The following is a 22,642-nucleotide window of genomic DNA, read 5'->3' as shown; positions in this document are numbered from 1 at the left end:
GCCACGACCATGACCAAGACCCCTCTCCTGCCCGCCGCCCTGTGCCTGCTGCTGCCGCTGGCAGCGCAGGCCCAGCCCGCCCAAGGCGCGGACACCGGCATCGGCGGCGAGATCCACCGCGAACTGGCCGATGCGCGCAAGGAAATGCGCGTCGAGATGGCCAAGGCGAAGCAGGATCTCGATACCGGCAACCTGCAGCTTGACCGCGACAGCCTGCACTTCGGCATGGACGGCGACCGCAAGGCCCGCACGGCCACGGCGAACCTGGCGCGGGCGGAGATCACCCCGGCCGGCGATTTCCTGATCGACGGCAACGCGCAGCCGATCGATGCGCGCCAGCGCCGCGAGCTGCTGGCCTATCGCGGACTGGTGGTGGAAATTACCAAGGCCGGCATCGATATCGGCCAGCGTGGCGCCGAAGCCGCACTCACCGCAGTCGACGGCTCGTGGATCGGGCTGATGTTCGGCGCGATGACCGGCAGCCTGGAACGCCGCATCGAGCGCACCGTCCGCCAGGAAGTGGAGCCGGCGGTGCGTGGGATCTGCCGGTTGCTGCCGCGGGTGATGGAATCCCAGCAGCGGCTCTCCGCCAGCCTGCCGCAGTTCCGTCCCTACGCCACCCTCGAACGCGACGACATCGACGACTGCGAAGACGGCGTCCGCCGCGAATTCGCCACCCGCTGACCCCGGAGACACCGGCCATGAAATCCGCCCTCACCCTCGCCGCCGCGCTCGCCCTGTGCACGCCCCTGATGGCCTGCAGCATGCCGGCGCCGCCCGCCCCGCCGGCCCCGACGGCGCCGCCCGCCCCCAAGGGCTTCCTGGCCCGCCAGGTGGACCGCGCGCTGGACGAAGCCCGCAAGGAACTGCACGAGGGCAACCTCAGCCTCAACGGCGATATCAACATCAACATCAATGGCAAGAGGCTACAGCACCACGCCAACGGGCTACCCAAGGCCGAACTGACGCCGCAGGGCGACCTGCTGATCGAAGGCAAGGCGGTCCCGGTGGATGCGGCGCAGCGCCGCCTGCTGCTGGACTACCGCGCGCAGATCCTGGGCATCGCGGAGGCCGGCATGGCCATCGGCTCCCAGGGCGCCGATCTGGCTGGCAAGGCGGTCGGCGGCGTGTTCGGGGTGATCTTCGGCGGTAACGAAGCGGAGAAGGACTTCGAAGCGCGCATGGAAGCCGAGGGCAAGAAGATCGAAGCCGAAGCGCTGAAACTCTGCCACCGCCTGCCCGCGCTGCTGGCCAGCCAGCAGACCCTGGCGGCCTCGATCCCGGCGTTCAAGCCCTACGCCACAATGACCCAGAGCGACATCGACGACTGCGGCAAGGACGTGAAGGGCAAGGGCGTCGCCGTCACCAGCAACTGAAGGCTCCCGGCGGCCCGCTGGCCGCCGGCAGGCCCTCGCCAAGGCGTCCCGGCAAGGCATCGGCTCCGGGGCGCCTCTCTGTTTAGCTGGCCACGTCCAGGCCGAAACCTGCGCCGCGCGCCAGGGCATCGAAGCCGGGGAACGAGGTGGCGACGTTCGCCACGTCGCGGATCCTGACCTCGCCCGCGGCGCGCTGCGCGGCCACCGCGAACGCCATCGCGATGCGGTGGTCGTCGTGGCTCTGCACTGCGCCGCCCTGCAACGCGCCGGGGAAGATCGTGGCGCCATCCGGCGTTTCGTCGATGCGCAGGCCAAGCGCACACAGGCCGGCGGCCATGCTGGCCAGCCGGTCCGACTCCTTGACCCGCAGCTCGGCCGCGCCGCGCACCACGGTTGGCCCGTCGGCGCAGGCGGCAGCCGCGAACAGCACCGGGAACTCGTCGATCATGTCGGGCACTAGCGCCTCGGGCACCTCGATGCCGCGCAAAGGCGCATGGCACACCACCAGGTCCGCGACCGGCTCGCCACCATGGTTGCCGGCGTTTTCCTCGCGAATGTCCGCGCCCATCATCCGCAGCACCTGCAGCAGGCCGGTACGGCGCGGATTCAAACCCACCTGCCGCAGTCGCAGCTCGGACCCGGGCACGATGCTGGCGGCCACCAGGAAGAACGCCGCCGACGAGAAATCGGCCGGCACCGCCACGTCGGTCGCGCGCAGGCGCTGGCCACCGCGCAGGCGGGCGATGCCGGGCGCGAAGGCGATGTCGACGCCGAACGCGGCCAGCATCCGCTCGGTGTAATCGCGGGTGGGGTGCGGTTCGCGCACCACGGTGTCACCGCTGGCGTACAGCCCCGCCAGCAGGAGCGCGGACTTCACCTGCGCGCTGGCGATTTCCAGCGTGTGGTCAATGCCGACCAGCGCCTGCCCGCCGTGGATACGCAGCGGCGGCGTGCCACCCTCTTCCGTATCGATACGCGCGCCCATCCTTGCCAGCGGCACGGTAACGCGCCGCATGGGCCGCTTCGAGAGCGACGTGTCGCCGACCAGCACCGAATCGAAGCGCTGTGCGGCCAGCAGGCCCGCCAGCAGGCGCATGCCGGTGCCGGCGTTGCCGCAGTCCAGCGGGCCGTCCGGCGCGCGCAGGCCGTCGATACCCACCCCGTGGACGATCCGCCGCGACGGCGACGGCGTCTCGATGCGCACGCCCAACCGCGCGAAGATCGCCGCGGTAGCGCGGGTGTCCTCGCCCTCCAGGAAGCCGTCGATCGTGGACACGCCGTCGGCCAGCGCCGCCAGCATCACTGCCCGGTGCGACACCGATTTGTCCCCGGGGATCGCCAGCGTCCCGCGCAGCGGCGCGCCCGCGCGCGCCACCCAATCCATCGTTCCGCTCACGCCATCACCTCGTCCAGCGCGGCCAGCAGCCGCGCGTTGCCGTCCGCCGTGCCCACGGTGATCCGCAAACAATCGGCCAAGCCGTATCCGACCATCGGGCGCAGGATCACGCCGCGCGCCAGCAGCCCGGCCTCGATGCGGGCCGTCGTCTCGCCGCAGCGGACCAGCAGGAAATTGGTCTGCGAGGGCGCAACGTCAAAGCCGCGCGCGCGCAGTGCAGCGGCCAGCGCCTCCCGTTGCTCGCGGTTGGCCTCCACCGAGGCCTGCAGGTGCGCCGTGTCGTCCAGCGCGGCCTCGGCTGCCGCCAGCGCCGGCGCATTGACGTTGAAGCTCTCGCGCACGCGCTCCATCACCGCCAGCAGCCCCGGGTGGGCCAGCGCGTAGCCGACCCGGAGTCCCGCCAGGGCAAAAGCCTTGCTGAAGGTGCGGGTGACGACCAGGTTCGGATGCCGCGGCAGCAGCGGCAGCGCACTGGCGTAGTCCGGCGCGTCGACGAATTCCTCATACGCTTCGTCGACCACCACCAGCACGTCCGCCGGCACGGTGGCAAGGAAGCCTGCGAAGTCCTCGCCCGCATACCACGTGCCGGTGGGGTTGTTCGGATTGGCCAGGTACACCAGCCGGGTGCGCGGCGTGATCGCGGCGCGCAGCGCGGCAAGGTCGTGGCCGCGCGGCATCGCGGCATCGCGCGGCAAGGCCGGCGCCAGGCGCAGCGTCGCGCCCGCGGCCTGCGCGGCCAGCGCATACACGGCGAAGCCATACTGCGAGGCCACCACCTCGTCGCCCGGGCCAGCGAACACCTGCGCCAGCTGCATCAGCAATTCATGCGAGCCGTTGCCCAGCAGCACCTGCGCGGCCTCCACGCCGTGGTGCCGCGCCAACGCGCGCTTAAGGTCGCCCCCCAGTGGATCGGGATAGACGTGCGCGGCCGCCAGCGCAGCGATGGCCGCGCGCAGCGCCAATGGACTGGGCCCGTAGGGGTTTTCATTGGAGCCCAGCTCCAGCGGCGGCCGCGCCGCGGCACGCCGCAGCGCCACCAGGTCGTGGCCCGGATCGTAGGCGCGCAGGCCGCGGATGCCCGGCTGCGCCAGGGCTTCGAAATCGGTCATGCAATGGCCACCGGATAGGAGCCCAGCACGCGCACCGCGTCACCCTGCGCCGCGATTTCGTCCAGTGCGTCCTTCAGCGGCGACTCCTCGCAGTGGCCGGCCACGTCGATGAAGAAGGCGTACTGCCATTTGCGCCCGTGCTCCGGACGCGACTCGATGCGGCTCATGCTGATGCCGCGGCGGGCCAGCGGTTCCAGCACGCCGTACAGCGCGCCGGGGCGGTCGCGGATGAACACCAGCAGCGACGTGCGGTCGTTGCCGGACGGCGGGAACGGCTGGCGGCCAATCACCAGGAACCGGGTCGTGTTGTCGCTGCGGTCCTCGATCGGCCCTGCGATCTGGCGCAGGCCGTAGACCACAGCGGCCGCTTCGCCGGCGATGGCGGCGGCATCGTCAGCGTTGCGCGCGCGCCGGGCGCCTTCGGCATTGCTCGATACCGGCACTTTCTCCACGCCCGGCAGGTGCGTGCGCAACCAGCCGGCGGCCTGCGCCAGCGCCTGCGGATGGCCGAAGATGCGGGTGACATCCTCCAGCCGACCGCTGCGCGACAGCAGGTACTGGTGCACGCGCAACTCCACCTCGCCACAGATCCGCAGCGGCGAAGTCAGGAACATGTCCAGCGTCACCTGGATGGTGCCCTGCCCCGAGTTCTCCACCGGCACCACGCCGAAGTCCGCATGGCCGGCCGCCACTTCCTGGAACACCTCCTCGATGCTGCCCAGCGGCAGTCCGTGGGCCGAGTGCCCGAAATGCTTGTGCGCGGCCTGCTGGCTGAAGGTACCCTCGGGGCCGAGGTAGCCGATCTTCAGCGGCTCCTGCTGGGCCAGGCAGGCCGACATGACCTCGCGGAACAGCCGCACCAGCACCTCGTCCGACAGCGGGCCGTCGTTGCGGTCCACCACCCGGCGCAACACCTGCGCTTCACGCTCCGGCCGGTAGTAGTCCACCGCCGCCGCAAGCTTGCCCTTGGCCTTGCCCACCTGGTGCGCCCAGCGCGCCCGCTCGGCGATCAACGCCTGGATCTGCTGGTCGATCCCGTCGATCCGTGCGCGCACCTGCGCCAGATCTGGCGCAGCCGGTACGACGGACGCGGCCTTGCGTGCCTTGACGGCCCCGGCAGACCCGGCCTTGTCCGTACCGTTCCGCCGCTTGCTGCGGGCCGCCTCGGCCTTGCCCGCCGGCCTGTTGCGGTCCTTAGCCATGGGCATTCCGGAATCCGTGCATAAACTCCAACAGCGCCTGTACGCCGGCTTCGGGCATGGCGTTGTAGAGCGAAGCCCGCATGCCACCGAGCACGCGATGGCCTTTCAGACCGATCAGCCCGGCCTGCTTGGCCTCGCTCAGGAACAGGGCATCCAGCGCCGGATCGTGCAGGAAGAACGGCACGTTCATGCGCGAGCGCGCCGCTGGCGCCACCTCGTTGCGGTAGAAGCCGCCAGAGCCGTCGATGGCGTCGTAGAGCAACGCCGCCTTGCGGGCATTGCGGCGGGCGAACTCGGCCACCCCGCCTTGCTCCAGCATCCACTGCACGGTCAGGCCCAGCACGTACCAGTTCCAGCTGGGCGGGGTGTTGAGCATGGACTCTGCGGCCGCGATGGCGCGATAGTCCAGGATCGGGGCACGCGGTTGGCCGACGCGCTCCAACAGATCGCGCCGCACGATCACCACGGTGATGCCCACCGGCCCGAGGTTCTTCTGGGCACCGGCATAGATCAGCCCGAACCGGCTGACATCCAGCGGTTCGGAAGCGATCGAGGAGCTGAAATCAGCCACCAGCGGCGCGTTGCCCACGGCCGGGATGTCGCGCCACTCGACGCCGTGGATGGTCTCGTTGGCGGTGACGTGGACATAGGCCGCGTCGGGCGACAGCTGCCACTGCTCGCGCGGCGGCACGTCGCGGAACCCGCCGGCCTCGCTGCTGGCGGCGATGCGCGCATTCGCGCAGGGCGCGGCCTGCTTCAGTGCGGTCTTGCCCCAGTGGCCGCTGACCACGTAGTCGCAGGCCTGGCCGGGCGCGGCGAAATTCAGCGGCAGCAGTGCTTGCACCGTGGTCGCGCCGCCCGAGGTAAACAGCACCGCGTAGTCGTCGGGGATCGCCAGCAGCGTACGCAGATCGGCTTCGGCCTGGCGCGCCACGGCAAGAAAATCGGCCCCGCGGTGGCTGATCTCCAGGATTGAGGCCCCGACCTCCCCGTATTCCAGCAATGTGGCCTGCGCCTGCCGCAACACCGGCTCGGGCAACATGGCAGGACCTGGGCTGAAGTTGTAGGCGCGCGACATCTCGGGAGGCTCCTAGGAGGCAGATCCCAGTATGCCGCAGCGCAACACGCACGTGGCGCTTGGTTACGCCGGCAACCTACGCGGCAGGCGCGTGCACGCCGGGCCACCCGCGCGGACGCGAGATCAGAACTTTTCCTTGAGCACCCGCAGGATTTCGGATTCGATCGGGTCCTTGAACATCGCGGCCAGGAAGCCCAGCTTGGCCTTGACGTGCAGCTCACGCTCCCCGAGGACGATGTGGCCATCGATGCCCGAGCGCGAGAAATTCAGCACGTCTCCGTCCCAGCCACAGTCCACCTGGAAGCGCTCGTGCAGTTTCCCCGCGATCTCGTCGATCGCCTTGCGGGCTTGTGCTTTGGGCATGGAATGGGCGTGGCGGATATCGATACGGGACATTGGCAACGGGGCGGTGGCGGACGTCGGCGCATTCTGCCGCGTACCAAGGCGCAGGAACAGCAGGCAGCGGTTCGACCCGTGCTAGATTCCGCGGCGATGAACGACCTGCGCCTGCGCTTTTGCGATGGAACCCACCCCGACCTGAGACTGGATCCCGGCGTCCACGCGCTGGGACGCACGCCTGCCGGCATCGGCCCGGTGGACAGCAATGGGAACGCGGTGCTGCACCTGTGCAATGACCGGCGCGGTATCTGGATGACGGTGGCCGAAGGGGTGCGCGGCGTGCATGTCAATGGCCGTCCGGTCCACCAGGTGGCCATGCTCCGCGCCGGCGACAGCATCCACGCCGAGGGCAGCGAACTGCTCCTGCAGGCTGGCGTCGATGACCGCCTGCCGCCACCCGGCACACCGCCCCGCATCCCCGCAGGCCATCTGCGATTGACGCTGCGTGGCATCGGTGGCCCATTCCACGGCCGCTGCGTGGGCCTGGAAAAGCCCTGCCGGGTGGGCAGCGCGGCCGATGCCGACCTGCGCATCGAAGGTACCGGCATCGCTTCCCGGCATGCCCTGCTGGAGCCGTGGAATGGCAGCGTCCTGTTGCGGCAGACGGCGCAGGAGGTGATGGTGAACGGACATCCGGTCCGCGAGGCGGTGCTGCGCAACGGCGATCAGATCGTCTTTGACGTACAGCATCGGTTCGTGCTGGAAGGCCCGCCACCGGCCGCGTCCGCCATGCCCGCCCACGGTGGGCGGGCACCGGCGGAGAGCGAGGCCACGGTGCCCACGGCGGCGCGGCACTGGACGCGGCGCATCCCGTGGCTGCTGGTCAGCGCCTTGCTGCTGGCCGGCGCCCTGGCGGCCCTGCTGGTCTTCGGGGCCCGCTGACGTCCGTTTACAGCCGGAAGGGGTCGGCCTGGCCGGCCAACAGACGCTGCATGACCCGCGTTTCCTGGCCCCGGATGGCAGCCAGGAACGCCCCGATGTCGTCAAGCTGCACGATGGCGGCGAATCCGCGTTCCAGGAAGGACTGCAGCGTCCCCAGCCCGGCCGCGCGCGCCGGCAACCGGGATACCCGCAACAGCGCTCCCACCCCGGGCATGCGTACCGCTTCGGACAGCCCCTGTCCCACCGCGTCAATCAGAGCGATCTGGCGGGCGCGCAGGCGCGGATGGCCGACGCGACGATAGGCCTGCGCATACAGCGCAACGTTCAGCGGATGGGACGCAGGGGCCAGTGCATGCAAGGCCGCCGCCATCCGCAGATCGAAGGCATGGCTCAGCGCCGCCAGCGCGATGGCATCTGCCAGCGTTTCCAGCAGTGCAGCGGGCAACACGCGCTGCATCATCGGCACTACCCTGGCGATGTCCGCATCGCGCTGGCGGAAATCCTGATCGCCGTAGACCTCGTCGAGGAAGAAACGGGCGGCCGGGCGCCGCTCCGGGTCGCGCAGGAAGGCGGAGAAACTGGTTTCCAGCCGGCGCGCCTGCCAGGCCTGCAAGGGCTTCAGCCACGGCAGAAGGTTGCGCGGCTCGACCGCAGGATCGAACAGGCGACCATGCAGGGCAAGGCGACGCGCCAGACGGGCATGCAAGTCGGACCGGCTGTGCATGCCTGTAGTGTGCCCGTCCCTGCCTGACACATGGCTCCAGCCCGCTGGGCTACACTCGGGCTCTGCCCTCGCGAGTCTGTTGCATGCTCTCCCTGCACGCCGCCCATGCCGCCCGTCCCACCCGCAGCGCGCCGCGCATCGGCCTGGCGATCGCCGGCGGCGGTCCGGTGGGGGCGATGTACGAGCTGGGCGCGTTGCGGGCGCTGGACGAGGCCTGCGATGGCCTCGATTTGACGCGCCTGGATTGCTACGTCGGTGTCAGCTCCGGCGCGTTCTTCGCCGCCGGCCTGGCCAACGGCATGGATACCGCGGAGCTGTGCCGGATTTTCATCACCGGCGACAGCAGCGACGTGCGCTTCCGGCCGGAAACTTTTCTGCGCCCGGCGCTGGGTGAATATCTCAAGCGGGCGGCTTCGCTGCCGGGCCTGGCTTCGCGGCTGATGCGCGACGCGTGGTCCGGCCGCACCGACTCGCGCTGGTCGGACCTGCTGACCCGCGCCGGCAGCCTGGTGCCAACCGGCCTGTTCGACAACGATGCGGTCGAGCACTTCCTGCGCGATATATTCACCCGCCGCGGACGCAGCAATGACTTCCGCAAGCTCGCGCGACCGCTGTATGTGATCGGGGTCGACCTGGACAGCGGCGAAGCGGTGCGCTTCGGTGACAAGGGCTGGGATGACGTGCCGATTTCGCGCGCCGTACAGGCCAGCGCCGCACTGCCTGGCCTGTATCCACCGGTGGAGTTGCGGGACAAGCAAGGGCGCATCCGCCACATCGTCGATGGCGCCCTGCGCCGCACCATGCACGCCTCCATCGTGCTGGACCGCGGCGTCGACCTGCTGCTTGGCATCAATCCTCTGGTGCCATTCAACCCGGGCACCGACGCCGGCGAATCCGCACAGGCGCATCGCTTCAGCGACCGCCGCATCGCCCAAGGCGGCCTGCCCGGCGTGCTGTCGCAGACGTTGCGCACCATGCTGCAATCCCGCATGCAGGTAGGGCTGGCGCGCTACCCGCAGCAGTATCCGCAGATCGACCAGGTGGTATTCGAGCCGAATGCCGCCGACCGCGAACTGTTCTACACCAACATTTTCAGCTTCTCGGCGCGGCGGCGGATTTCGCAGCTGGCGTACCGCAACACACTGGACGACCTGCGCAAGCGCCGCGCGCAGCTGGAGCCCGTCCTTGCGCGCCACGGCATCCACCTGCGCGAGGACGTCATCGCCGATCGGCCGCGCTCGATCGTGGCGCATCTGCCGCCGGCGCCGCGGACCACCGATGCCACCGCCAGCCTGGGCCGCGCGCTGGACGATATCCAGCATGCGCTGGACCGCCGCCACATGGTGTGAATGCTCTAGACATCCACGCGAACCTGCGGCCCATCCAATCACAGCATGCGTCGCCACGACGCAAGGGAAGACAGCCATGGCCAAGCTCAAGAAAACCGCCGGCAAGACCACCAGCAAGGGCAGCCCGCGCAAGCAGACAGCTGGCAAGCCCCGCTTTGCGCCCGGCGCGAAATCAATCACCGAATCCGCCCAGCAGATCTGGCTGGCCGGCATGGGTGCGTTCAACCGCGCGCAGGCCGAAGGCAGCAAGCTGTTCGAGACCCTGGTGCGCGATGGCCTGTCGCTGGAGCAGACCGCGCGCAAGATCGCGGGGCACCGTGCCACCGCGGTACGTGACGTCGTCGAAGACCGCGTCGGCCAGGCCCGCGAACGCGCCGCCGACACCTGGGACAAACTGGAGAAGGTCTTCGAGGATCGCGTGCAGCGTGCGCTGGTGAAGCTGGGCGTGCCTGGCCGCGACGACATCAACGCACTGACCGAGCGCGTCGAGCGCCTGACCGAAGCCGTACGCAAGGCCAATGTGGGCGCTCCGTCGCGCAAACCGGCCAAGGCGCCCGGGACCACCCGGGCCGCCAAGGCCACGCCCAAGGCACCCGCCAAGCAGGCGCGCAAGGCAACCAAGGCCACCAAGGCAGCGAAGACGGCGCGCAAACCGGCCGGATCGCGTCGGGCCACCCCGAACACCGCGCCGCAGACCGAGTCCCCGGCCAGCAGCACCTGAGCCCCTCGATCGGACCACCACCCGACGCCCCGGCCCCCCCCCCGCCGGGGCGTTTTTATTGCTGGCGGATGAGGCGGAATGATCGCCGGCCGCCATGCCACAACCGCCCGTTGGCCTGTTCCGCCCCGCCTTTGGCGTATCAGCCGGTATAGTGGCGCCCCCTCTGGCCGCAAGCGATTTCACCTTCCATGCTTCCCATCGCGATTGCCCTGCTTGTATTCGTCCTGTCCGGCCTTGGCCTGACGGCTTGGCTGCGCCATACCCAGATGGCCCGGCTGCCCCGGGAAACCAGGCAACGCACCGCCGACGAGCTGGGCAAGCTGCGGTGGCGGGAGTTCGCCCGGCTGGTACTGCAGGTCCTGCGCGCCCGCGGGTATCACCCGGCCGCCGACGAAGGGCTGCCTGCCGATGGAATCCCCACCGACGGCAATGACATCGTGCTGGAGCGGGATGGCAGCCGCACCCTGCTGTCCTGCAAATACGGCAGCGCATCGGTGGTCGGGGTGCAGGCGCTGCTGGGGCTGGCCCAGTCAGCCACCCTGCGCGGTGCACAGCATGTCATCGTGGTGACCCCCGGCCAGTTCGATGACGAAGCCAGGCGGATCGCACGGCAACAGAACATCGAATTGATCGACGGCCAGCAGCTGTGGCCGGAGGTCAGGCCCTACCTGGGCAATGCCGGCGAATCGGCCTCCACCTCACATATCCCTGCCTCCCTGCGCCAGCACATCGGTCTGGCCTGGGGCGGTGCCGCGATCATCGGCCTGCTGGCCTGGATGCTGGCCCAGGCCCTGCAGACGCCACCGCAGGACGCCGATGCCCTGCCACCACCGCCTGTACATACCGCCACTACGCCGGCGGCAGGCACCTCGACCGCCTCGGCAGCGCAGGAAAGCACGCCGGTCCCCACCGATCCCGAAGCCCTCGAACAGCGTCGTCGCGAAGTGGCCAACACCATTTCCACGCTGCCCGGCATCGACCGCGCGCTGTGGTCCACGCAATCCACCCTGCTGGTCTATCTCGCCTCCGAAACCGGCGACCCGATCCCGGCGTTGTGCCCCTTGCTGGAGCGCTATCCGGAGCTGGCATCCTCGCGCCTGCAGTTGCAACCCCCCGCGGGCAGCCAGCGGCCGGTGCGCTTCAAGCAGTGCAGGACGTACTGAGGCACTGACCAGCGACCACCGTCCGGAATGCCCTGCGGTGGGACCGAAGCAACGCCGGGCGCTTCCCCTACTCCAACTGCGCGCTTGCGTAGGCCGCGTCCAGCGCCTCCATGGCATCCAGCGGCTTGGCATTGGCTGCCTGCTCGTAGGCCTCGGCTGCTGCATCCTCGTTGCGGCGCGGATCCAGCAGCAACAGGACGTTGCCGTACTCGATGTGCGCGATCGGCGACGCCGGCGTGAGCTTCAGCGCTTCCCTGATGTGCTTTTCCGCCTCGCTGGCCTTGGCCCCGTAGGTCAGGCCGCCGATCATCGCGCCGATCTTGCCGATGATCTCGGCGTGGTACAGCGCCAGCGCGGTATGCGCCTCGGCGTGCTTCGGCGCCAGGTCGAGCGCGGCATCCAGCGATGCACGCACCTTGCCGGCAATGCCCAGCTTCAGCGCCTTGGTGATCGACAGCCCCTGGCTGTACCGGCCCAACGCAAAGGCATGCCGATAGTGGCTGTTGGCCTCGTCCGGTAGTGCCGCGATCGCCGCCTCCGCCAGCGCGGCGGCACGCTCGAAGCGCTTGAGCCTCTCGTCTTCGTCATCGACGAGGTAGGTGGCATGGATCCCAAGCGCCTTCACCGCCACCGAGCCCCCCACCGGTCCCAGCGCTTCACCGGCCTCGAACGCCGCCTGGAAATCGCCGCGATGGAACGCCCGCCACGCCTCCTGTAGGGCCGCCGCCAGCGCGTCGGCATCCAGCTTCGGCGCCGCCTTGCCCGCCGCCTTCAGCAGGGCGGCCGCCCGCTTGGCATCGGGATAAGGCTCGCAGTCGCCCGCATGCAGCTTGGGCCACATCTTCTTCAGCGCGTCGCCGGCATAGGCGAAGGGCTTGGCGTCGTGGGGAAACGGCGCCCAGGTGGACGCGGCGGATTTCTTGCTGGCCATGCGGCAATGCCCCCTGTTGAAAACGTGGTTCCCAGCATCCTGCGCGCCGCGACGGCTGGCAAGGGGGCGGTAGTGTGTTTGCTCCACGGGGCGGCCGCAGCCTGCTCGCAATCCATCCTCCGGAGCCGCCATGACCGACCGCCGGAATCCCGCCAGCCAGCGTGCAGCCCTGTTCACGCCCAGCGGCCGCCACGTGTGGCTGGCGGCGCTGGGGCTGTTTCCGGCCGCACGCCGTCTGCTGCGCGCAACGGTGGCGCGCGTGAGGAAACCGTCGGCGCGCTGACCGCCCGCGGCTCGGGGTCAGTCGAGGTAGGCGCGCGTCAGCGTGTTGAGATGGACGCGCTCGGCATCGCGCAGGAACGGCGCGATCAGCATCATCACCTGGACGATACCGTCGCGGATCGAGGCATGCTCGTCCTTGTCGCCGCGCGCAGCGGCATAGTTCATCCAGAACGTGGCGATGACCAGGATATTGGTGGCGGCGGCGTCCAACTCGTCGGCGGAGGCACGCATCACTCCGGCCTGCACCAGACCGCGCATGACCATATGCGCCTGCTCGTCCGCGCGTTTCAGGATGCGGGCGAAGCGCAGCCGCAGACGGCGGTTGCGGCTGAGGATATCCACCAGATCGCGGTACAGGAAGCGGTAGTCCCAGATGCACTCGAAAACCAGGTGCAGCTGCAGCCAGACATCCTCAAGCTCCGGCAGCCGCCCTGCCGGCGCCGACAGGGCGGCATCCATCCGCGCCTCGTAGCCGGCGAACAGCTGCTCGATGATGTCGTCCTTGTTGCGGAAGTGGTAGTACAGGTTGCCCGGGCTGATCTCCAGCTCGTCGGCGATGTGGTTGGTGGTGACGTTGGGCTCGCCCTGTGCGTTGAACATCGACAGGGACGCATCGAGGATGCGCTGGCGGGTCTGCCTGGCCATGCGCAGCATCCTCAGGCGGTCAGTTTCTTCACCAGGTCCACGTACTTGCGCATCGCCTCCTCCTGCGCGGTGCCCTTCAGCTTCGCCCACGCCTCGTACTTGGCGGTACCCACGAAATCGAAGAAGCCCGGCTTGGGGCCGCTGACGTCGCCTTCCGATCCCTGCTTGTAGAGCGCGTAGAGGCGCAACAGGGTGTCGTTGTCCGGTCGTTCCGCCAGTGCATGCACATCCTTGGCGGCTTGCTCGAACAGGGCTTTCAGGTCGGCCATGGCATTCCCCCTTGCAATGAGGCCGTCATCTCACCACGCACCCCCGGACGGGTCAATACGGCGGGGAATTGTCGTGCGCGCGCGGCTCTGGCAACGTAGCGGCACGCGGGCGCGCAACGCGCCTGGCAAGCCTGAAGGGGATGCGCAATGGCTTATTTCGTGACCGGCGGCACCGGGTTCATCGGCCGCTTTCTGATCGACAACCTGCTCAAGCGCAAAGGCACGATCCACGTGCTGGTGCGCAAGGACTCGATGAAGAAGTTCGAGGCGCTGGCCAAGCAGCGCGGCTGGGACCGCAAGCGCGTGCTGCCGGTGGCCGGCGAGATGACCGCGCCGAAGTGCGGCCTGTCCGCCGCGCAGTTGCGCAGCCTGTCCGGCAAGGTCAAGCACTTTTTCCACCTGGCCGCGATCTACGACATGGCCGCAACGCCGGAGGCGATGCATGCAGCCAATATAGACGGCACCCGCAACGCGCTGGACCTGGCCGCCGCGCTGAAGGTGGGCTGCTTCCACCACACCAGCTCGATCGCCGCGGCCGGCATGTACCCCGGCGTGTTCCGCGAGGACATGTTCGACGAGGCCGAAGGCCTGGATGATGCCTACCTGCGCACCAAGCACGACTCCGAGGGCCTGGTGCGCGCGGAGACCCGGATCAAATGGCGGATCTACCGCCCGGGCATGGTGGTGGGCCATTCGAAGACCGGCGAGATCGACAAGATCGACGGCCCCTACTACTTCTTCACCTTCCTCAAGAAGCTGCGGCAGACGCTGCCGCCGTGGATGCCGACGCTGGGCATCGAGGGCGGCCGGGTCAACATCGTGCCGGTGGATTTCGTCGCCGATGCGATGGACCATATCGCCCACAAGCCGCGCCTGGACGGCCACTGCTTCCACCTCACCGATCCCGAGCCGCTGCGCGTCGGCGAGGTGCTGAACACCTTCGCCCGTGCCGGCCACGCGCCGGAGATGACGATGCGCATCGACGCGCGCATGTTCGCGTTCCTGCCGGGCAGCGTGCGCATGGCGGTGGGCAGCCTGCCGCCGGTGCGGCGGTTCATCGCCATGCTGCTGCGCGACTTCAGGATCCCGAAGGAAACGCTCAAGTTCATCACCTACCCCACCCGCTTCGATAACCGCGAGGCGGAACGCGCGCTCAAGGGCAGCGGCATCGTGGTGCCGCGCCTGGAGGACTACGCGTGGCGGCTGTGGGACTACTGGGAGCGCCACCTCGACCCGGACCTGTTCATCGACCGCAGCCTGAAGAGCAAGGTCAAGGGCAAGGTGGTGGTGATCACCGGCGGCTCCTCGGGCATCGGCCTTGCCACCGCGCAGAAGGTGGCGGCCGCGGGTGCGACTACCGTCATCGTGGCGCGCGGCGAGGAGGAGCTGTTCAAGGCGCGCGACGAAATGAAAGCGGCGGGCGGCAAGGTGTTCGCGTACACCGCCGACCTGGCCGACATGGCGGACTGCGACCGGCTGGTGGCCACGATCCTCAAGGAACACGGCCACGTCGACATCCTGGTGAACAACGCCGGGCGCTCGATCCGCCGTTCCATCGAGCTGAGCTACGACCGCTTCCACGACTTCGAGCGGACGATGCAGCTGAACTACTTCGGCAGCATCCGCCTGATCCTGGGCTTCATGCCCACGATGGTGCAGCGGCGCAAGGGCCACATCATTAACATCAGCTCGATCGGCGTGCTGGCGAACTCGCCGCGGTTCTCCGCCTACGTCGCCAGCAAGGCCGCTCTGGACGCGTTCAGCCGCTGCGCGCAGGGCGAACTGTCCGGCAAGGGCATCAGCTTCACCACCATCAACATGCCGCTGGTGAAGACGCCGATGATCGCGCCAACCAAGATGTATGACAGCGTGCCCACGCTGACGCCGGACGAAGCGGCCGACCTGGTGGTGAAGGGCATCATCGAGAAGCCCAGCCGGATCGCCACGCGGCTGGGCATTTTCGCCGCGCTGGTCAATGCCCTGGCGCCGAAGGCCTACGAGGCAGTGATGAGCACTGCATTCGAGCTGTTCCCGGATTCCGCGGCCGCGAAGGGCGACAAGAAGGCGCTGCGCGATGAAACGCCCAGCCAGGAACAGATCGCTTTCGCCGCGCTGATGCGCGGGGTGCACTGGTAACCGGGCAGGCGGCCGCGCGGGTCCTCCGGCGTGGCCGATGCCGCGTTCAGCGCTTGGCCGCCGCGGCCCGCTCGGCCGTGTCGCGCTGGTAATCGGCCATGTAGGGCAGGTCGCGCAGCACCTTCGAATGCGGGTCGAGGGTGTAACTCTCACCCGCTGCCAGCGCCACCCGGCCGCGCCCGCCGACCATCGGCACGTCCAACACGCGGTTGCCAATGCGCACCTGCACCGGCATCGGGAACGGCTTGTCACCCTCGGTCTTCCACTGCAGCGCCAGGCCGGCGGCATCGCGGGTCGCCACCAGTTCCGGCAGCTTGACCGACCGCAGGTAGACGTCGAAGAACCAGCCATAGTCCTTGCCGGTGATGCGGTTCACCAGCGCGATGTAATCAGTGGTAGACGCATAGCGCGGCTTGAAATTGCCGGGACGCGGCGCGTCGGTGCCGTACACGAGTTCACGGGTCGCGCGAAAGAAGGCATCGTCGCCGATCAGTCCGCGCAGCGTGTGCAGCATCAGCGCGCCCTTGTAGTAGACGTCATTGCCGGGGCCGCGGTCGGCGCTGGAGACATCCTTCTCCACCATGCTGCGGCCGGCCACCACCGGGTGGCGCAGCATCAGCGTGGCGCGCATCTTCATCAGCGCCGCCATGTACTCCATGTCGCCGCGCAGCCACTGCAGGTAGAGCGGCTGCATGTAGGTGCCATAGCCCTCGTGCAGCCAGAAGTCGTCCCAGTCCACGTTGGTCAGCTGGTTGCCGAACCACTCGTGGGCGAATTCGTGCTGCAGCAGCCAGTCGTAGCCCGTTTCCGCCTTGCGGTAGCCGTTGCCATAGGCGTTGATGGTCTGGTGTTCCATGCCGAGGTGCGGCGTTTCCACCACGCCCATCTTCTCGTCGGCGAACGGGTATGGCCCGATCATGTCCTCGAAGAAGTCCAGCATCGGCGCGAACTCGGCGAACAGCCCTTCGGCCTTGGCCTTGTTGCCTTTCAGGTACCAGAAGCGCAGCGGGATGGTGTTGCCGTAGCGGGAGGCGTAATCGGCCTGCAGGAGTTCATAGGGCCCGATGTTGAGCGCGATGGCGTAGGTGTCGGGCAGCTTGGCGCGCCAGTGGTACGTGCGCCAGCCGTCGCGCTCGTCCATGCCCTCGGCAATGCCGTTGCCCGCCGCCACCAGCGGCGCAGGCACGGTGACGTGCTGCACCACCACCTCCGGCTTGCCCATCGGATGGTCGATGCACGGCCACAGCAGGTCGCAGCCCTCGCCCTGCACCGCCGTGGCGATCCATGGCTCGCCGGTCGGCGCGGTGGCCCAGACAATGCCGCCATCCCACGGCGCCTTGCTGGCCACGTGCGGATGCCCGGCGTAACGGATCCGCAGGGTGGCGCGCCCGCCGGCCGCCAGCGGGCGCGGCAGGTCCACCTGCATGCGGCCTTCGGGATTGCGCCAATGCGCGGCATCCACCGGGGTGCCATCGATCTCGACCTGCTCGATGGCGTAGTTGCGGTCCAGGTCCACCACCAGCCGCGCGACGTCGCGTGCCACGCGCAGGCGCAAGGTCGCGTCGCCGTCCAGCCACTGGCGCGCCGGATCCACCCGGAACGACAGCTCGGCCTGCTCGATCGTCGTGGCCGCCTGCTCGGGCGTGCGCGGCAAGCCCGTGGCCGCGGTGGTGGGGGTCAGCGGCGGTTGCTCGGCGGCCACCGCCGGTCCCGCCGCACATGCGGCCAGCAACAGCGGCAGGGAAAGGAGGCGGCGTTGCATCGGCATGGCGGACGTCCCGTGGGGCAATGCCGTTACCATCGCACGGCGGCGCCACCGGCAGGGTCTGCCGTTGGTCACGGCAACCACGCCGCCAAACTGAATGCCTGCCAGCAACCGCCCGGCGCGCCCGCGAACCTCAGCCGCGATTCATCGCGCACGCCGCTAACTGCGCACAGGCCGCGAATGGGTCGCGCGCCGGGGACGACCACCATGAACCGCATCTCCACACTGCCCCGCTGGCCGAACGCCCTGCTGGGCCTCCTGCTGGCCGGCAGCACGCTGCTCCCCGCGCTGGCAGCGCAGCAGGACCTGCAGGACCGGCAAGACCGACGTGCGGAGCGGTGGCAACGCCGCACCCAGTCCAGCACGCCGCAGGCTGAGGCCGTGGCGCCAGCTCCCTTGGCCACGCCCATGCCGATGCCGGCCCCGGCGCCGCGCATCACGCCCCAGCCGTCCGTGGAATCGGGCATCTCACCCCAGCATCGCTTCGAGCCGCGCATCGCCCAGCCTCGTCCCGTCCAGCTGCCCCTGCCGGCAACCCTATCGGCCCCGGACGGCGACAGCGAGCGCCGCGAGAACTGGGGCCAGCTGGCGCGCCAGCAGCAGGAACGCCAACGCGAGCAGCGCCAGGAACGCTTCGGCGAGCGCGCCGGGCGCAGTATCGACACACCCCCGACCGCCGATTCCTTGCCGCGCCCGCGTTTCGAACGCCCGCGGTCGGAGCCAGGCCTGCCCACCGTGGAACGCAGCGGCCGTGCCGACTGGCAACGGCGGCTGCGCGCACCGGACAGCGAGCGACCCGAGGCCGCCAGCCCACAGGCCGACGTGATCGCCCGCGCCCGCGAACAGGAGGCCCAGCGCCAACGCGAGCAAGTCCGCCGCGATGACGGGCGCCCGGACTGGCGTGGCGACGATGGGCGCGGCCGCGACCGGGATTGGCGGGAAGACCGCCGGGATCGCGTGTCCCCGGAGCAGCAGCGCGAACGCTTCGAAGCCGCGCGTCGCCAGCAGGCCCAGTGGCAGCACGAGGAAGATCGGCGCAGGAATGAGTACGAACGCCAACGCCATGCGCTGGAACGCCAGCGCCGGCACGCGCAATACCGCTACCAGCAGGACTACTGGCGCCGCTGGCTGGCCGCGCAGGCCCGCTGGGATGCCTACCGGTTCGATGTCCGCGACCCGTACTTCTACACCCCCTACAACTACCGCTATGGCTACGACGGCCGCTGGTACAGCACCAACCGCTACGGCGCCGAACTGCTCCGCCAGGCGGTGCGCGACGGCTACCGCGAGGGCTGGTACGCCGGGCGGGCCGATCGCGCCGACCGCTGGCGGTTCGACTACCGCGCCAACTACGCTTGGATTGACGGCAGCTATGGTTACTACGGACCGTATGTAGCGCTGAGCGACTACCGCTACTACTTCCGCCAAGGGTTCGAGCGCGGCTACAGCGACGGTTACTACGGGCGCTACCAGTACGGCCGCTACGAGAACGGCGACGCCATGATCCTGCCGGCCTTGCTGGGCCTGATCCTGGCATTCACCATCGACTGACGCCCCGCTCCGCCTCAACACGCACACGCCCGGCCTCGCGCCGGGCGTGGCGGGTTCAGCGCAGCTGGCTGTCCTTGCTGCCGCGCCGGTTGTAGCCGGCAAAAGCCGCCTCCTCCGCGTCGCGGGCCTGCTGGCAGGCCACGCACAGGCGCACGCCGGGAATCGCCTGGCGACGCCCCTCGGGGATCGGCGCATCGCAGTCCTCGCAATGCTCCAACCCGGACCCACTGGGCAAGCGGCTGCGTGCCCGCGCGATGCCGTCCTGCACGGTCGCATCGATCTGTTCCTGCACCGCGCCATCGCCTGCCCAACCGGTCGCCATCGCCGTCCTCGTGCCGCCTCTCCGGGAATCCGGGCCAAACCATACACCCGGCACGCCGCACCCAGCCACGACAGGCTGAACGCCGCCCGTACCGTCCGTCCGAAATAGACAATATTTTCTAGACAAACCTTTCTAGTCCGGGCAGCATCCCACCATCACGCACCCCTGCTGGACCACGCCGATGCCGACGCCCCGCCTGCCCAAGCCCACGCCCGCCGAACTGGAGGTCCTGCGCACCCTGTGGGCGCTGGGACCCAGCACCGCACGCCAGGTCCACGAAGCCCAGCAGCGCGAACGTCCCGCGCTGTCCTACGCCAACGTCCTGCGGCTGCTGCAGATCATGCACGGCAAGGGCCTGCTCCAGCGCGACGAGCGCCAGCGCGCCCATGTCTATGCCCCGGTACAGGCGCAAAGCTCACTGCAGGGGAAATTGTTGGACGACCTCATCCACAAGGCGTTTGCCGGCTCGGGCAAGGCGCTGGTGATGGCCGCCCTGCGCGGGAACCGGGTCAGCGACGAGGAGCGCGCGGAAATCCAGCGCTTCCTGGAGGAGCACCGCGATGCATGATCTCCTGCCTGCTTTCGTACCCGCCCTGGGCGCCAGCCTGCTGCACTTCCTCTGGCAAGGCGCGCTGCTGGGCCTGCTGGCGGCGCTGGTGCTGGCCGCGCTGCGCAACGCGCGCCCGCAGATCCGCTATGCCGTGGCCTGCGCCGCGCTGGCGCTGGCGCTGCTGCTGCCCCTGATGACCCTGGCCATCCTGCTGGCACCGGACGCGGCCCCATTGGCCTCGCCGGTCGCCGCCGGCCATTCGCCCCTTGCCGCATCCGCTGTCCCGCTGCGCTGGACCACGCTGGCCGATGCCGCGTCGATGGACGGGTCGAGGGCGCTGCCGTGGCTGGTCGCCGGTTGGGCGGCTGGTGTGCTGGTGCTGTCGCTGCGCATGGCCGGCGGGCTGTGGTGGATCCACCGCCTGCGCATCCATGCCTGGGCCGATCCCGACGGCCCGTGGCAAGCCGCCGCCGACCGGTTGGCCGCGGCGGTGGGCCTGCGGGGCGCGATCCCGCTCAGCCTGACCGACGGCACGACGACCCCGCTGGCCATCGGCTGGTGGCGGCCGATGGTGCTGCTGCCGGCAGCGCTGGCGGCCCGCATGCCGGCGCCGCTGCTGGAAGCGCTGATCGCCCATGAACTGGCCCACATCCGCCGCCACGATTACCTGGTCAACCTGCTGCAGGGCGCGGCCGAAGCCCTGCTGTTCTATCACCCCGTGGTCTGGTGGCTGTCCCGCCGCATCCGCCAGGAGCGCGAGCTGATCGCCGACGATCTCGCCGCCGAGGCCCTCGGGGATCGGCGCCGGCTGGCACTGGCGCTGTCCGAGCTTGATCGCAGCTTCGACGCTGCATGCCCTGTCGCCCCCCGTTTCGCACCCGCCGCCCAAGGAGGCCTGCTCATGTCCCGCATCCAGCACCTGCTCCGCCCACGCACCGCCCCCGCCCTTGCCCGCGGCCAGCTGCTCTCGATTGCCAGCCTGCCGCTGCTCGGCCTGGCTCTGGCCGGCGCGGCGCTCTACGCCCATGCCCAGACGCCCGTCGCGCCTCCCGCGCCTCAGCACTTGGCGCCCCCCGCGCCGCCGGCGTTGCCGGTGCCCCCGCCGGCACCCAACGGCGCCCTGCACGCTCCGGACGCCCCGCCGCCGCCCGCACCGCTGCCGCCGCCCGCACCGCTGCCGCCGGCCCCGCCGATGGCGCCGCCAGCCCCGCCGGCCCCGCCCGCAGACGTGTCGCTGCACCATGCCGACGGCAGCGGTTACACGCTCGTGCGCAAGGGCGAAACCCGCACGATGTTCTCCGGTGACGGCGACGACCGGGCCGCCCTGGAAGCCGCCCGCAGCCGCATCGACGGCGACTTCCTGCTGGTGCGCAAGGGCGGCAAGCACGTCGTGCTGCGCGACCCGGCCTTGCTCTCCCAGGTGGAAGCCGCCTGGTCGCCGGTGAATGCACTGAACGCGCGGATGGAGTCCCTGCAGGCCAGGATGGCGCCCCATCAGGCGCGTCTGCAGGCCTTGCAGGCGGACATGGACAGGGCGCCGAAGCCGACCCCCTCCCCCACCATGGAGGCCGCCGCGGAACGCATTGCGACACTGGCACGGCGCCAGGCCGGACTGGCGGCCGAGCAGGCCCGGCTGGCGCATCGCATGCGCAAGGCCGATGCGTCGGAACGGGCCGAACTGGAGCGCCAGCACGATGCCCTGTCCGCACAATCCGAGGCGCTGTCCGCGCAGCTGCAGGCGCAGAATGCGCAGCTGCAGGCCGAGTCGGCCCGCATGCAGGCGGAAGGCGAACGCCTGCGCGAGGTCGGCGACCGCATGCAGCTGGCCGCCGCACCCATGCAGGCGATCGGCCAAGACATGGACGCACTGGGCCATGACATCGAGCGCGCGGCCCGTGCCGCCGACGGCAAGACCCGTGGGCTGATCGACGACGCCATCGCCCGCGGCCTGGCGCAGCCCGCGCCGACCCTGCGCTGATGGAAGCAGCCCGCGCTCAGTCGAGCGCGGGCCAGCCCTCCGGATTCAGGGTATCCCGGTAGGCGTGCCAGGTCGCGTAGGCCAGCCACGGCATCGCCACCGCCAATCCCAGGAAGGCGGTGGCGAAGGCCAGCACGGTGATCGCCACCAGCAGCGCCGCCCACAGCAGCATCACCGGCTTGTTGCGCAGCACCGCGTTCACGCTGGACACGCAGGCAGTCACCATATCGACGTCACGGTCCGCCACCATCGGCAAGGAAAACGCCGAAATGGCGAAGGTGACGGTGGCGAACACCGCGCCGACGCCACTCCCCAGCGTCAGGTATTCCAGCAGCGCCAACCGGTCGCCCTGTTCGATCGGCCACAGCGCGTTCAACATCATCCCGGCGCGCGACCACAGCAGGATGACCACGCCCTGCCCCAGCGCGTAGATGCCGGCCTGGCCCGCCACGCGGCGCGCCAGCGAAAACGACTGCCGCAGGCGCGGGGTCTCGCCGCGTTCCAGTCCGCGGCTGACGCAATACAGGCCCACCGCCAGCATCGGCGCCACGAACACGAAACCGGACAGCAGCGTGGCCAGCAGCGCGAACCGGCCCAGCCACCATGCCAGCGCACTGACCAGCAGGCTGACCGCCACGATCAACGCGCCGAACAGCAGGCTCAGCCCCGGCGCCCGCCGCAGGTCCCGCCATCCAAGCCGCAGCCAGCGCCAGGGCGCGTCCATGCCCAAGCGACGGCAGGGCACGACGAACGGCCGGGGCGTGGGGGCATCGGGTGGCGTGGCGGACGGGGACGTCATCAACGCGACGCTACC

23 protein-coding genes are annotated in these 22,642 nt (G+C 69.7%); 11 read left to right on the top strand and 12 right to left on the bottom strand.

What is annotated here, in order from left to right; all coding sequences use genetic code 11:
• Window positions 1–9 precede the first annotated feature (9 nt).
• Both ACK4SG_RS10980 and ACK4SG_RS10975 read left to right on the top strand, forming a co-directional pair.
• Complete coding sequence (locus ACK4SG_RS10980) at window positions 10–684, top strand: hypothetical protein (RefSeq protein WP_409601792.1); 675 nt, start codon at window positions 10–12, stop codon at window positions 682–684.
• A gap of 17 nt (window positions 685–701) precedes the next feature.
• Window positions 702–1,376 carry a DUF2884 family protein gene (locus ACK4SG_RS10975; protein ID WP_409601791.1) on the top strand — a complete coding sequence of 225 codons (675 nt, stop codon included), beginning with the start codon at window positions 702–704 and terminating at the stop codon, window positions 1,374–1,376.
• An 82-nt stretch (window positions 1,377–1,458) separates the two neighbouring features.
• On the opposite strand, the gene aroA is transcribed toward ACK4SG_RS10975, so the two are convergent.
• The 5 genes from aroA to ACK4SG_RS10950 all read right to left on the bottom strand — a co-directional run bounded on the left by aroA (window position 1,459) and on the right by ACK4SG_RS10950 (window position 6,557).
• The gene (gene aroA, locus ACK4SG_RS10970) at window positions 1,459–2,760 is read right to left on the bottom strand and encodes a 3-phosphoshikimate 1-carboxyvinyltransferase (RefSeq protein ID WP_409601897.1); all 1,302 of its coding nucleotides are present in this window, start codon (window positions 2,758–2,760) and stop codon (window positions 1,459–1,461) included.
• 8 nt (window positions 2,761–2,768) lie between these two features.
• The gene (gene hisC / locus ACK4SG_RS10965) at window positions 2,769–3,881 is read right to left on the bottom strand and encodes a histidinol-phosphate transaminase (protein ID WP_409601790.1); all 1,113 of its coding nucleotides are present in this window, start codon (window positions 3,879–3,881) and stop codon (window positions 2,769–2,771) included.
• A complete protein-coding gene (pheA, locus tag ACK4SG_RS10960; RefSeq protein ID WP_409601896.1) occupies window positions 3,878–4,945 on the bottom strand; it encodes a prephenate dehydratase in 1,068 nt (355 codons plus the stop codon). The genes hisC and pheA overlap by 4 nt, the downstream gene beginning before the upstream one ends.
• 130 nt (window positions 4,946–5,075) lie before the next feature.
• Window positions 5,076–6,161: a 3-phosphoserine/phosphohydroxythreonine transaminase gene (gene serC, locus ACK4SG_RS10955; RefSeq protein WP_409601789.1), complete on the bottom strand. Its 1,086-nt coding sequence runs from the start codon at window positions 6,159–6,161 to the stop codon at window positions 5,076–5,078.
• 123 nt (window positions 6,162–6,284) lie between these two features.
• Window positions 6,285–6,557, bottom strand: coding sequence for a polyhydroxyalkanoic acid system family protein (locus ACK4SG_RS10950; protein ID WP_409601788.1), 273 nt, complete (start codon window positions 6,555–6,557; stop codon window positions 6,285–6,287).
• A 96-nt stretch (window positions 6,558–6,653) separates the two neighbouring features.
• Here ACK4SG_RS10950 and ACK4SG_RS10945 point away from each other — a divergent pair, with 96 nt between their 5' ends.
• Window positions 6,654–7,442, top strand: a complete 789-nt coding sequence (locus tag ACK4SG_RS10945) for an FHA domain-containing protein (RefSeq protein ID WP_409601787.1) — start codon at window positions 6,654–6,656, stop codon at window positions 7,440–7,442.
• 7 nt (window positions 7,443–7,449) lie between these two features.
• Here the strand turns inward: ACK4SG_RS10945 and ACK4SG_RS10940 are convergent, their stop codons facing one another.
• Window positions 7,450–8,166 (bottom strand): FFLEELY motif protein, encoded by a 717-nt coding sequence (locus tag ACK4SG_RS10940; protein ID WP_409601786.1) that lies wholly within the window; start codon window positions 8,164–8,166, stop codon window positions 7,450–7,452.
• A gap of 83 nt (window positions 8,167–8,249) precedes the next feature.
• On the opposite strand from ACK4SG_RS10940, the gene ACK4SG_RS10935 reads away from it, so the two are divergent.
• The 3 genes from ACK4SG_RS10935 (at window position 8,250) to ACK4SG_RS10925 (ending at window position 11,399) form a co-directional block, all read left to right on the top strand.
• Window positions 8,250–9,515: a patatin-like phospholipase family protein gene (locus tag ACK4SG_RS10935; protein ID WP_409601785.1), complete on the top strand. Its 1,266-nt coding sequence runs from the start codon at window positions 8,250–8,252 to the stop codon at window positions 9,513–9,515.
• A gap of 76 nt (window positions 9,516–9,591) precedes the next feature.
• Window positions 9,592–10,236: a phasin family protein gene (locus tag ACK4SG_RS10930; protein ID WP_409601784.1), complete on the top strand. Its 645-nt coding sequence runs from the start codon at window positions 9,592–9,594 to the stop codon at window positions 10,234–10,236.
• A 188-nt stretch (window positions 10,237–10,424) separates the two neighbouring features.
• Entirely contained in the window at window positions 10,425–11,399 is a 975-nt protein-coding gene (locus ACK4SG_RS10925) for a restriction endonuclease (RefSeq protein WP_409601783.1), read from the top strand.
• Window positions 11,400–11,466: 67 nt separating this feature from the next.
• Here ACK4SG_RS10925 and ACK4SG_RS10920 read toward each other — a convergent pair whose 3' ends face one another.
• Window positions 11,467–12,330 (bottom strand): hypothetical protein, encoded by an 864-nt coding sequence (locus ACK4SG_RS10920; RefSeq protein WP_409601782.1) that lies wholly within the window; start codon window positions 12,328–12,330, stop codon window positions 11,467–11,469.
• A gap of 130 nt (window positions 12,331–12,460) precedes the next feature.
• On the opposite strand from ACK4SG_RS10920, the gene ACK4SG_RS10915 reads away from it, so the two are divergent.
• Window positions 12,461–12,613, top strand: coding sequence for a hypothetical protein (locus tag ACK4SG_RS10915; protein WP_409601781.1), 153 nt, complete (start codon window positions 12,461–12,463; stop codon window positions 12,611–12,613).
• Between the two features lie 17 nt (window positions 12,614–12,630).
• Here the strand turns inward: ACK4SG_RS10915 and ACK4SG_RS10910 are convergent, their stop codons facing one another.
• Window positions 12,631–13,257, bottom strand: a complete 627-nt coding sequence (locus tag ACK4SG_RS10910) for a TetR/AcrR family transcriptional regulator (protein ID WP_409601780.1) — start codon at window positions 13,255–13,257, stop codon at window positions 12,631–12,633.
• A gap of 11 nt (window positions 13,258–13,268) precedes the next feature.
• Entirely contained in the window at window positions 13,269–13,526 is a 258-nt protein-coding gene (locus ACK4SG_RS10905) for an acyl-CoA-binding protein (protein WP_409601779.1), read from the bottom strand.
• A gap of 147 nt (window positions 13,527–13,673) precedes the next feature.
• Between ACK4SG_RS10905 and ACK4SG_RS10900 the strand changes: the two genes are divergently transcribed.
• Window positions 13,674–15,662, top strand: a complete 1,989-nt coding sequence (locus ACK4SG_RS10900) for an SDR family oxidoreductase (protein WP_409601778.1) — start codon at window positions 13,674–13,676, stop codon at window positions 15,660–15,662.
• 46 nt (window positions 15,663–15,708) lie between these two features.
• Here ACK4SG_RS10900 and ACK4SG_RS10895 read toward each other — a convergent pair whose 3' ends face one another.
• On the bottom strand, window positions 15,709–17,424 hold the full coding sequence (locus ACK4SG_RS10895; RefSeq protein ID WP_409601777.1) for a M1 family metallopeptidase: 1,716 nt from the start codon (window positions 17,422–17,424) through the stop codon (window positions 15,709–15,711).
• Between the two features lie 210 nt (window positions 17,425–17,634).
• Here ACK4SG_RS10895 and ACK4SG_RS10890 point away from each other — a divergent pair, with 210 nt between their 5' ends.
• Window positions 17,635–18,978: a hypothetical protein gene (locus tag ACK4SG_RS10890; RefSeq protein ID WP_409601776.1), complete on the top strand. Its 1,344-nt coding sequence runs from the start codon at window positions 17,635–17,637 to the stop codon at window positions 18,976–18,978.
• Between the two features lie 55 nt (window positions 18,979–19,033).
• On the opposite strand, the gene ACK4SG_RS10885 is transcribed toward ACK4SG_RS10890, so the two are convergent.
• On the bottom strand, window positions 19,034–19,300 hold the full coding sequence (locus tag ACK4SG_RS10885; protein ID WP_409601775.1) for a DksA/TraR family C4-type zinc finger protein: 267 nt from the start codon (window positions 19,298–19,300) through the stop codon (window positions 19,034–19,036).
• Between the two features lie 181 nt (window positions 19,301–19,481).
• Between ACK4SG_RS10885 and ACK4SG_RS10880 the strand changes: the two genes are divergently transcribed.
• The gene (locus ACK4SG_RS10880; RefSeq protein WP_409601774.1) at window positions 19,482–19,868 is read left to right on the top strand and encodes a BlaI/MecI/CopY family transcriptional regulator; all 387 of its coding nucleotides are present in this window, start codon (window positions 19,482–19,484) and stop codon (window positions 19,866–19,868) included.
• A complete protein-coding gene (locus ACK4SG_RS10875) occupies window positions 19,861–21,828 on the top strand; it encodes a M56 family metallopeptidase (protein ID WP_409601773.1) in 1,968 nt (655 codons plus the stop codon). Before ACK4SG_RS10880 ends, ACK4SG_RS10875 begins: the two co-directional genes overlap by 8 nt.
• 16 nt (window positions 21,829–21,844) lie before the next feature.
• Here the strand turns inward: ACK4SG_RS10875 and ACK4SG_RS10870 are convergent.
• The coding region (locus ACK4SG_RS10870) for a DUF2189 domain-containing protein (RefSeq protein ID WP_409601772.1) at window positions 21,845–22,642 on the bottom strand (798 nt) is incomplete at its 5' end.

Source organism: Thermomonas sp. (assembly GCF_046293095.1).
In the GTDB taxonomy this organism is placed as follows: Bacteria; Pseudomonadota; Gammaproteobacteria; order Xanthomonadales; family Xanthomonadaceae; genus Thermomonas.
This window is presented reverse-complemented; position numbering and strand designations above follow the sequence as displayed.